This is a genomic window from Parasphingorhabdus sp. (assembly GCF_036964675.1).
GTDB lineage: Bacteria > Pseudomonadota > Alphaproteobacteria > Sphingomonadales > Sphingomonadaceae > Parasphingorhabdus.
On record NZ_JBALTF010000082.1, the window covers coordinates 1 to 9531 of the forward strand.

Sequence of the window (9531 nt, forward strand, 5' to 3'; positions counted from 1 at the left end):
CGCGCATCGCGCTCGCGCGACGCCTTGCCATCATCATGCATGCCATGCTCCGAGATGGCACCGAGTTCCATCCGGCCTGACCGGTAAGAAAGGAGATCGAAACGAGTTCCCGAGCGGGAGCGAACGCCCGAGGGAGGGAGCGGATGATGGCGCCTATTGTGTAGCATGCGGCCCCAGTCGGTCGACTGCGATTTCAACCTCGCCACACCGCAACCAGCTGACCCCATAAAGTGCCAACGAGCACGCAGAGAACGCAGACACCCAAAGGCAATCGCACCAGTTCAGGAAAACAGCAGTTGCCCTTGACGTATTAGAGAACACAATCGGGGCGATTGCTGACTGGCTGCTTTCCGGCGATGGGGATCGGGACCGTCATTGCTTTCCACTTTGCAGACAGTCGATGAAGTGATTGACTGTTGGCTCTGCGGCGGCATCGACGAGCACCGCCGAATTCACAGAGAATCTGATATTGCCGGGGTGCGTTATGCCCTGCAGGATGCCATTGTCGATCAACGGCGCAGCCACAGATTTGGGAACCGCCGTGAGAATGTCGGACCGTGTCGCCAGATCGATACAGGCCGACTGACTGAGCAACCGGTATTTTGGAAAGCGATGCGACTTGAGCAACGATTGCAGTTCCGCAGGCAGGCTCATCTCGAACAAATTGTCATAACCGGCAATCGCCCAGTCAAATTTGACAATGTCTTCTATCCTCTGGCTGGTCGCCGTTACCGGATGGCCTGGCCGAAAAACCATATAATAAGGTTCATCGATGATTTTCCGGATTCGCAGTCTGTCGAAATAGGGCAATTGGCGCAATGTCGCTTCATGATAGAGCAGCAAGTGTATCCGCCGCTGGACCAGCTCTTCCGCCGCCAGATTTGGCGGCATGGTTTCAACGGTGATCTGGGTTTCAGCATATCGGTCTGCAAACTGGATGATGGCGGGCTGGACCAGACTGTCCAATATCGCCGGGCCGCATATGATCTGGAGCCGGTGATCGCCGCCCCGGGTTTTTATCCGCACATTCCGGGCGAAGCTGATCAGATCCACCGCCATCGGATATAGTCTTTTGCCGGCTTCGGTCGGCACAACGGTCCGCGTCGTGCGGTGAAACAGTTTGACGTCCCAATCCTGCTCCAGTGCCTTGATGCTTTTGGTCAGGGCTGAATGGGTCAGCCGCAGCTCCTCGGCAGCGTTGGAAAAACTGCGCAGCCGGTAAACCGCTTCAAAATGTCGCATCAGGCGGAGATCGTCCATATGTTCCTGTAAGTATCAAATATACGAAAATTACTCAATATATTTCACTAATAGATCGCCCTACCGATTGGATCGAATTTTTAAATGGGGTTTTTGAGCCATGACGCTAGAACAGATCGTTACGTCCAACATTGCGATGATCGTCATTCCGCTATATCTATTGTCGATTGTCGGCGAGACCATTGCCAACCATTTTCGTTCGGAAAAAGGAATTGGTGACTGGAAAGACAATCTCGTGTCGATTTTCACCGGCCTGGTCAGCGCGCTGACCAATGGCGTGGGTGCGGCGATCACGGTCGGCGCACTGTTCTGGGTCGCTCAATATCAATTATTTGTCATCCCGCTGACCCTTGCTTCGCTGATCCTGTGTTTCGTTCTCGATGACTTGCGCTATTATTGGCACCACCGCGTCGCCCATCGTTGCCGCTGGGTGTGGGCGATGCACGTCACCCACCATAGCAGCACCCAATATAATTTTTCCGTATCGCTCCGGCAGGGCTGGACCAAACATTTTACCGGCACGATGATGTTCAAACTGCCGCTGGTACTGATCGGTTTCGATCCCGTCGTCGTGCTGTTTTGCGGCTTTCTCAATCCCACCTACCAGTTTTTCCTGCATACGGAACTGGTGAACAAAATGCCGCGCTGGTTTGAAGCGATTTTCAACACGCCCTCGCATCACCGGGTTCACCATGGCCGCAACCCCCAATATCTGGATGCCAATTATGCAGGCACATTGATCATCTGGGACAAGATGTTCGGAACTTTTGTCGCTGAAGATGCCGCAGACCGTCCCGATTATGGCTTGGTCAAAAATCTCGAGACGCTCAATCCGTTGACCATCATATTCCATGAATATTGGGGTATCGCGCAAGATGTGTTCAGTCGCGGTCCCAATTTGTGGCAACGGATTCTTTATATATTCGCGCCGCCGGGATGGAGTCACGACGGTTCGCGGCAGTCGTCCGGAGAAATAAAACAAGAATATCTCCAGCAACAGCTTGCCAAAACTGCCGATGCAGACGGGCAGCCGCTGACCCGGCAGAAACTGCAGAAGGCCTGACCGGTGCCGGGACCGCATTATGCAATCTCGGAAAGCCTGATTGTCTGTGCTGCGCTTTGGTCGCTGATAAAGCTGGGACGGCAAGGCCTTTGGCTGGCGGCACTCGGCAGCGCCATCTTCGGAGCGGCGGCGGCAATCGGTGTGTACCGCTTCGCCGCAAATGAGATCGACGCACTGGCCGTCTTTCACAAGGATTTTTCACAAACAGGCGGTGCGGTCGCGATGGCGCTCATATCTGCCCAGCTGCTGCTGAATGCGCGTGCGGTATCGCGAAGCGCCGCGATGCGACGGGTCATTTTTGCGGCAATTTTTCTGACCGGCGGTGCCGCTGCCATGGTACCGGCTAGCACCACGCCCCTGTTCCTTGCATGGCTGGTCGGCGCAATCCTCACCACCCTGTTTCTCGGCAAACAAACTGCCGGGCGCAGGATGATGGCGGGAGCGATCACATCCATTTTCCTGATCAATCTGCTGTTGATCCGGCAGTCACCCTTGTTGCCCCCCGCGGTCAGCTGGCATCTTTTTCATATCCTAGTCGCCGTCTGGCTCCTCGCTATGCTCCCTGTGTTCACCCAGTTTGAAAACGAACGGAATTTGTGAAAAACGCCGACACTGGATGACTGATTTCGGGAATTATCAGCCGGGTCCGTGACGACCGCCTTTGAGGCGATTGCGGATAGTCCGCTCTGAGGGAGCGAAAGCTGGGGAACGGACACAGGGCGCGTCCCGGCGACCAGCTTTGGCTGGCAATGCCGAACGCATCCCCCTAGGGAAGCAGCGCAAGTTCAGGCAAAAAGGCACAGGCACATGGCCCGCAAACATTCGAAACATGGTGGTTATCAGGATATGGAATCCGAGCCGGAGGCTCCGGCGGAGGTGGTTCATTGCTGGCTCTGCGGGCGGCCGACCGGCGAGACCATCGTCTGGCATCATCCGGTGCCGAAAAGCCGGGGCGGGCGCGATGTCGTGCCGATGCATCCGATCTGCCAGCAGACCATCATCACCCATTTCACCAATAGCGAGCTGGAGCGCCACGCCATGGATGTCGAGGCGCTGCTCGCCGATCCGGTGGTGCGCAAATTTGTCGACTGGGTGGCGAAAAAGGACCCCGACTTCAACGCCACGATTGCGAAGAAGCAGCGCTGAGCGGGCTGCCGGATTTTGGGGAACACGGGGCGGGCGTACCCGCCCCGCTTGCTTCAGAAATTCACAGGCCGTCCAGGCCCTTGCTGACCAGAATATTGACCTCGACACGGCGGTTCTGCGCCTTGCCGCTGGCGGTGTCATTGCTGCCGAGCGGATCGGCTTCGGACATGCCGGTCGGGGTCAGCATGCGATAGGGTTTCCAGCCGCAGGCCTGCTGCAGATGATTGACAACGCGGCTGGCGCGTTTTTCACTCAGCTGCTGGTTATATTCATAATCTCCGGTGGAATCGGTGTAGCCGACCACCAGGATCAGGGCGTTGTTCATTGCGTCGGCTGCGTCCGCCGTGGCGCACAGATCGGACTTGCCCCGTGCGGACAGCTTCGCCTTGCCGGTGTCGAAGTGGACATTGGTCGTACCCTTGACATTATACTGGTCGATATCGCTGACGCGGCTGCGCAGCGCCTCGGTCGCGGCACTCTGTTCGTTAAAGCCCTGAGCGGTGCCGGTACGGATCATCGTTGCGGTTTTGAGGTCGCTGCTGCGCAGTTTGATCTGGTTCGCCACCAGGCCGCTGCGCCATTGCACTGTCTTGACGTTCACCGGCAGACCGTTGAGCAGCGAGTCCGCCGCAAGCTTGCTGCGATTGAGGCCGAACAGGCCCTTGCTGGCCCTGATTTCGGTTCCCTCGCTGATGAGAATCACGGTGCGGGTGCCATCGGCGCTTGTGACTTGTATCTTTTCGTCGCCGCGCGCGGAAATATAGCCTTCGATATCGGGCCCTTCGGGCATGCCGGACAGTTCAGCCGGTGGCAAACCGTTGACCGTGATATCGGCCCTGGACTGATCCGGTAATTGATCCGGCTGCTGTGCAGACAAGCTGCCCGATGCTGGCATGGTCAGCATCGCAATCATCAAGAGAGCTCCAGACCTTTTGGAAATGACACGCATTAAATGACTCCTTCAAACTGCTTCAGCCGACCCGTTGTGTTCATGCCAATATTTCTGGCGCATGAACACTCCCAGCATGACCGTGGGTTATGTGGGTAATTCGAGCGCATCTTGCGGTGTACCGATGCAGACTGCGTCTCACCCGCGTTTCCGCCATAGAAGATGAGAGGCTTTGCCTCAACTGAAAGCCAATTTTTTCAAAAGTGCCGGGCAAAACTGGCTGGCAACAATAAGGCAGGTGCCAGATAGGGAGCAATGGATCCGATATTGTCGCATCCAGACCGCGACCAGAAATGCGGTCTGACAAACCGTCTCCACCTGCCCCGTCAGCTATAGTCCTTGACCAGCTGCCCACAATTTAGCTAGTCAGTTAAATTGCACGGTTGGCTAATCATCCGGCAGCATATTGGGAGACGGGTGATGCGCAGGCTGGGAATATTGTTGATGCCTTTGATGCTGGTGGCTTGCGAGAGCCAGACCAGCGCGCCGGAAACGACCGACGCGGCCGTGGAAGCGGACTGGAACAATATCGGTTTTGACGCCAAGGAACAGCGCCACAGCCCGCTCACCCAGATCAACGACGGCAATGTGAGCGATCTTGGCATCGCCTGGTTCAAGGACCTGCCCGATGCCCGTGGTCAGGAAGCGACCCCGATTGTGGTCGACGGCAAGCTCTATATCTCCACCGCCTGGTCGAAGGTTTTTGCCTATGACGCGAAAACCGGCAAGGAACTCTGGTCCTATGATCCTGCGGTCTCTGGCGAGAAAGCGGTCGACGCCTGTTGTGACGTGGTCAATCGCGGCGTCGCGATCAACCGCGGCAAGCTGTTTTTCGGCACCATCGATGGCCGGCTGATCGCGCTCGACGCCAATACCGGCGCGCGCCTCTGGGAAACCCAGACCACCGACAACAGCAAGCCCTATACCATCACCGGCGCCCCGCGCGTGGTCAAGAATATGGTGATCATCGGCAATGGCGGCGCGGAATTTGGCGTGCGCGGCTATGTCTCCGCCTATGATGTCCAGGATGGCAATATGAAATGGCGCTTCTACACCGTGCCAAATCCGGAAGGAAAAGCCGACGGCGCGGCGAGCGACGAGGTTTTTGCAAAAGCGGCCAACGCCACCTGGGGCGAAGGCGGCAACTGGCGCGAATCCGGCGGCGGCGGCACGGTCTGGGACAGCATCGTCTATGACGAGGATCTCGACCAGCTCTACTTTGGTGTCGGCAATGGCAATCCATGGAACCACGGCATCCGCTCTGGCGGCGAAGGCGACAATCTGTTCCTGTCCTCGATCGTCGCGGTCAATCCCGATACCGGCAAATATCTCTGGCATTATCAGGAAACACCGGCCGAAACCTGGGACTATACCGCGACCCAGCATATCATCCAGGCCGAGATGCCGATCGACGGCAAGCTGCGCAAAGTGCTCTACCACGCGCCGAAAAACGGGTTCTTCTTTGTCATCGACCGGCTCGACGGCACGCTGATCAGCGCCGAGCCGTTTGTCGACGGGATCAACTGGGCGACCGGCTATGATCTGAAAACCGGCCGGCCGATCGAGAATCCGGAATCGCGATTCTACAAGACCGGCAAGCCGTTTATCGCCATCCCCGGCGCACTGGGCGCGCATAACTGGCATCCAATGAGCTACAATCCGAAGACGGGCCTCGTCTATATTCCCGCCCAGCAAATCCCGCAGGGCTATGATGTGCCGGTCTCGGAAATTGACAAGAAGCGCGAACGGCTGGGCTTTAACGTCGGCATCGGCTGGTCGATCGGCCAGCTGCCCGATGACAAGGATGTCTACAAGGCCGCGATTGCCGCGACCACCGGCAGACTGGTCGCGTTCAACCCGAAAACCGGCAAGGTCGAATGGAGCGTGGATTATCCGGCGGCCTGGAATGGCGGCACGATGACAACCGCCGGCAATCTGGTGTTCCAGGGCACCAGCACCGGCTTTTTAAAGGCTTATTCGGCAGACAAGGGCAAGGAATTGCTGAGCCTGCCGATGCAGTCGGGCATCGTCAGCGCGCCTTCGACCTATATGATCGACGGCGAACAATATGTCGCCTTCCTGACCAGCAAGGGCGGTGCCTTTCCGCTGGTCGCCGGGGTTGCCGGCGGGGTGACCCGCCAGGTGCCGAATATTCCCCGGCTGGTGGTGCTGAAACTGGGCGGCAAAGCCAAGCTGCCGGCGCTACCGAAAAAAGACGAAGTGGTCTGGGAGCCGCCGGTGCAGACCGGAACGCCGCAGCAGATTGCCGCCGGCAAGGCGCTGTTTGGTCGCAATTGCATGGTCTGTCATGGCGACAGCGCGATTGGCAATGGTTTCACGCCGGACCTTCGGGTCAGCGGCGTGCTGCCGGACACGGAAGCCTGGGCCTCGGTTGTCATCAGCGGGGCGTTGAAACATGCAGGCATGGTTGGTTTCGGATCTCAGCTGAAAGCCGAACAGGTGGAGAATATCCGTCACTATGTCGTCGACCGGTCGCACTGGACCAAGGAAAACCTGCCCGAGATGACGGCGCCAACCCCGCGCTGACACTGGCGCTGTAATCTGGCACCAAAATAGCTGCCTAAATTATGGTCATTTGCCCGCGCAAATGCCTGTTATTTAGGCGGCATTGTCAGCAGGCCGATTAGCTATTAGCAATGCATTCAAGCATTCCGGTGATTCTGTTCGCGAATCGATTCTGGCATGGTAATTGAATAGCATCGGGCAATAGTGCCCGGCTCAGGCACCTTCCCTCTACGCAAGAGGAATGGCCGAGAAAGAGGTACACGGGGACGTATAGAAATGAAAAAGATTGAAGCGATAATCAAGCCTTTCAAACTGGATGAAGTCAAGGAAGCGCTGCACGAAGTCGGCGTTTCCGGGATCACCGTGACCGAGGCGAAAGGTTTTGGCCGACAGAAAGGCCATACCGAGTTGTACCGTGGTGCGGAATATGTCGTGGATTTCCTGCCCAAGGTGAAGCTTGAAGTTGTTGTCGAGGACAGTCTTGCCGACCGTACGGTCGAAGCGATTGCCGCAGCCGCCCAAACCGGTCGGATCGGCGACGGCAAGATTTTTGTCATTCCGGTCGAATCGGCGCTGCGTATCCGGACCGGCGAGCGCGACAACGACGCCATCTGATCTTTCTTTCGCAACCAAATCAAAATAACCAGAACCAAGGGACCAAAAAATATGGGCAATACTGCATCCGATATTATCAAAATGATCAAGGAACATGAGATCGAATGGGTCGATGTTCGTTTCACCGATCCCCGCGGCAAATGGCAGCATCTGTCGATGTGCGCCGGCGTCATCGATGAAGATGTGCTGGAAGAAGGCTTCATGTTTGACGGCAGCTCGATCGAGGGCTGGAAGGCAATCAACGAGTCCGACATGATCCTGCGTCCTGATCTCGACGCGGTCTATATGGACCCGTTCTCCGCAACCCCGATGATGATCCTGGTCTGCAATATCGTCGAACCGGGTGATGGATCGCTGTACAGCCGCGACCCGCGCTCAACCGCTGTCCGCGCCGAAGCCTATCTGAAATCGACCGGCATTGGCGACACCATCTATGTCGGACCGGAACCGGAATTTTTCATGTTCGACGATGTAAAATTTGAAAATGGCTATGATCGTTCGGGCTTCCGGATCGATGATATCGAGCTGCCGACCAACACCGGCCGCGACTATGATGTCGGCAATATGGGCCATCGCCCGCGCGTCAAGGGTGGCTATTTCCCGGTCGCTCCGGTTGACAGCTGCGTCGACATTCGCGGCGAAATGGTCGCGACCATGCTGGAAATGGGCCTGCCGATGGACAAGCACCATCACGAAGTGGCCGCTTCCCAGCATGAACTGGGCATCACCTTCGGCACGCTGACCGAAACCGCCGACCGGGTGCAGGTCTATAAATATGTCGTGCAGCAGGTTGCCCATGCCTATGGCAAGACCGCAACCTTCATGCCAAAGCCGATCAAGGATGATAATGGCAGCGGCATGCACACCCATATGTCGATCTGGAAAGACGGCAAGCCCCTGTTCGCCGGCAATGAATATGCCGGTCTGTCGGAAATGTGCCTCCACTATATCGGCGGCGTCATCAAACATGCCAAGGCAATCAACGCTTTCTCCAACCCGACCACCAACAGCTACAAGCGGCTGGTTCCGGGCTTTGAAGCACCGGTATTGCTCGCTTATTCGAGCCGCAACCGTTCCGCTTCCTGCCGGATTCCTTATGGCGCCGGAGACAAGGCGAAGCGCGTCGAGTTCCGCTTCCCCGATCCATTGGCCAATCCTTATCTGTCGTCGGCTGCCCTGCTGATGGCGGGTCTTGATGGCATCGAGAACAAGATCCATCCCGGCGAAGCGATGGACAAGAATCTCTATGACCTGCCACCAGCAGAGCTGGCCGAAGTGCCGACCGTTTGTGGTTCGTTGCGCGAGGCGCTCAACGCGCTGGAAGCCGATCACGAGTTCCTGCTCAAGGGTGATGTCTTCTCGAAAGACCAGATCGACGCTTATGCCGAACTGAAATGGGAAGAAGTCAGCCGCTGGGAAACCCAGCCGAGCCCGGTCGAGTTCGACATGTATTATTCGAGCTGATCCTTTCGGTCAGATTAGAAACAGAAAGCCCGGGGCAAGCGATTGCTCCGGGCTTTTTGTCGTTGGGCGATGATGGACAGAGCATTTTCTCCGTCCAAGTGGAGGCATTCGATTTGACCTTGCCAGACGGCGGCAATCGGGTGGGAAACGGAAAGGCAGGTTTGGGTGAAGGATTCGGGAAACCTACCTAGCCCAAATGGCTTGAGGAAGTCCGATTGCGGGTAGACTGGTTTTTGTCAAAATTGAAGAATGCAATGATTTGATTGACTACTCTAACTGTGCGAAGCTCCCGTCAAAATTGCAAAAACGAGAAACTGGCTGATGAAAACCTTGAATTTGGCGCGCGACGGGAATAGTTGGCCGCAAAGGATATTTTTGGTCGGCTTCGCCATGCTCGCCTTTTTGATTATCGATCACCCTGCGGTTTTTGCACAGTCGGATGATCGCGACACCAATATGGCAAAAGACCCCCAGGAGCTCGTGGATTCAGTCACAGTTCCAGCGTTCC

At 56.7% G+C, this 9531-nt stretch carries 9 protein-coding genes; 7 read left to right on the plus strand and 2 right to left on the minus strand.

Translation table 11 applies throughout. The features are described from left to right. Window positions 1–372: 372 nt before the first annotated feature. Window positions 373–1260 (minus strand): LysR family transcriptional regulator, encoded by an 888-nt coding sequence (locus tag V7665_RS12100; RefSeq protein ID WP_335664792.1) that lies wholly within the window; start codon window positions 1258–1260, stop codon window positions 373–375. A gap of 100 nt (window positions 1261–1360) precedes the next feature. On the opposite strand from V7665_RS12100, the gene V7665_RS12105 reads away from it, so the two are divergent. The 3 genes from V7665_RS12105 to V7665_RS12115 all read left to right on the plus strand — a co-directional run bounded on the left by V7665_RS12105 (window position 1361) and on the right by V7665_RS12115 (window position 3469). Then, complete coding sequence (locus tag V7665_RS12105; protein ID WP_335664793.1) at window positions 1361–2323, plus strand: sterol desaturase family protein; 963 nt, start codon at window positions 1361–1363, stop codon at window positions 2321–2323. Window positions 2324–2326: 3 nt separating this feature from the next. Then, entirely contained in the window at window positions 2327–2923 is a 597-nt protein-coding gene (locus V7665_RS12110) for a hypothetical protein (RefSeq protein WP_335664794.1), read from the plus strand. A 207-nt stretch (window positions 2924–3130) separates the two neighbouring features. Then, window positions 3131–3469, plus strand: coding sequence for a hypothetical protein (locus V7665_RS12115; RefSeq protein ID WP_335664795.1), 339 nt, complete (start codon window positions 3131–3133; stop codon window positions 3467–3469). Window positions 3470–3530: 61 nt separating this feature from the next. Here the strand turns inward: V7665_RS12115 and V7665_RS12120 are convergent, their stop codons facing one another. Next, entirely contained in the window at window positions 3531–4418 is an 888-nt protein-coding gene (locus V7665_RS12120; protein WP_335664796.1) for an OmpA family protein, read from the minus strand. A 420-nt stretch (window positions 4419–4838) separates the two neighbouring features. On the opposite strand from V7665_RS12120, the gene V7665_RS12125 reads away from it, so the two are divergent. From V7665_RS12125 to V7665_RS12140, 4 genes are all read left to right on the plus strand, one after another. Next, a complete protein-coding gene (locus V7665_RS12125; RefSeq protein ID WP_335664797.1) occupies window positions 4839–6965 on the plus strand; it encodes a PQQ-dependent dehydrogenase, methanol/ethanol family in 2127 nt (708 codons plus the stop codon). 255 nt (window positions 6966–7220) lie between these two features. Beyond that, complete coding sequence (locus V7665_RS12130; protein WP_067198215.1) at window positions 7221–7559, plus strand: P-II family nitrogen regulator; 339 nt, start codon at window positions 7221–7223, stop codon at window positions 7557–7559. Window positions 7560–7610: 51 nt separating this feature from the next. Beyond that, window positions 7611–9023 carry a type I glutamate--ammonia ligase gene (gene glnA, locus V7665_RS12135; protein WP_335664798.1) on the plus strand — a complete coding sequence of 471 codons (1413 nt, stop codon included), beginning with the start codon at window positions 7611–7613 and terminating at the stop codon, window positions 9021–9023. A gap of 321 nt (window positions 9024–9344) precedes the next feature. After that, window positions 9345–9531: hypothetical protein (locus V7665_RS12140; RefSeq protein ID WP_335664799.1), on the plus strand; the 187-nt coding region annotated here is incomplete at its 3' end.

Bases quoted from the DNA above. Each gene is read 5' to 3' on its own strand.
- V7665_RS12105 (WP_335664793.1), top strand. From the start codon at position 1,361: ATGACGCTAGAACAGATCGTTACGTCCAACATTGCGATGATCGTCATT.
- V7665_RS12100 (WP_335664792.1), bottom strand. From the start codon at position 1,260: ATGGACGATCTCCGCCTGATGCGACATTTTGAAGCGGTTTACCGGCTG.
- V7665_RS12125 (WP_335664797.1), top strand. From the start codon at position 4,839: ATGCGCAGGCTGGGAATATTGTTGATGCCTTTGATGCTGGTGGCTTGC.
- V7665_RS12130 (WP_067198215.1), top strand. From the start codon at position 7,221: ATGAAAAAGATTGAAGCGATAATCAAGCCTTTCAAACTGGATGAAGTC.
- V7665_RS12115 (WP_335664795.1), top strand. From the start codon at position 3,131: ATGGCCCGCAAACATTCGAAACATGGTGGTTATCAGGATATGGAATCC.
- V7665_RS12120 (WP_335664796.1), bottom strand. From the start codon at position 4,418: ATGCGTGTCATTTCCAAAAGGTCTGGAGCTCTCTTGATGATTGCGATG.
- glnA (WP_335664798.1), top strand. From the start codon at position 7,611: ATGGGCAATACTGCATCCGATATTATCAAAATGATCAAGGAACATGAG.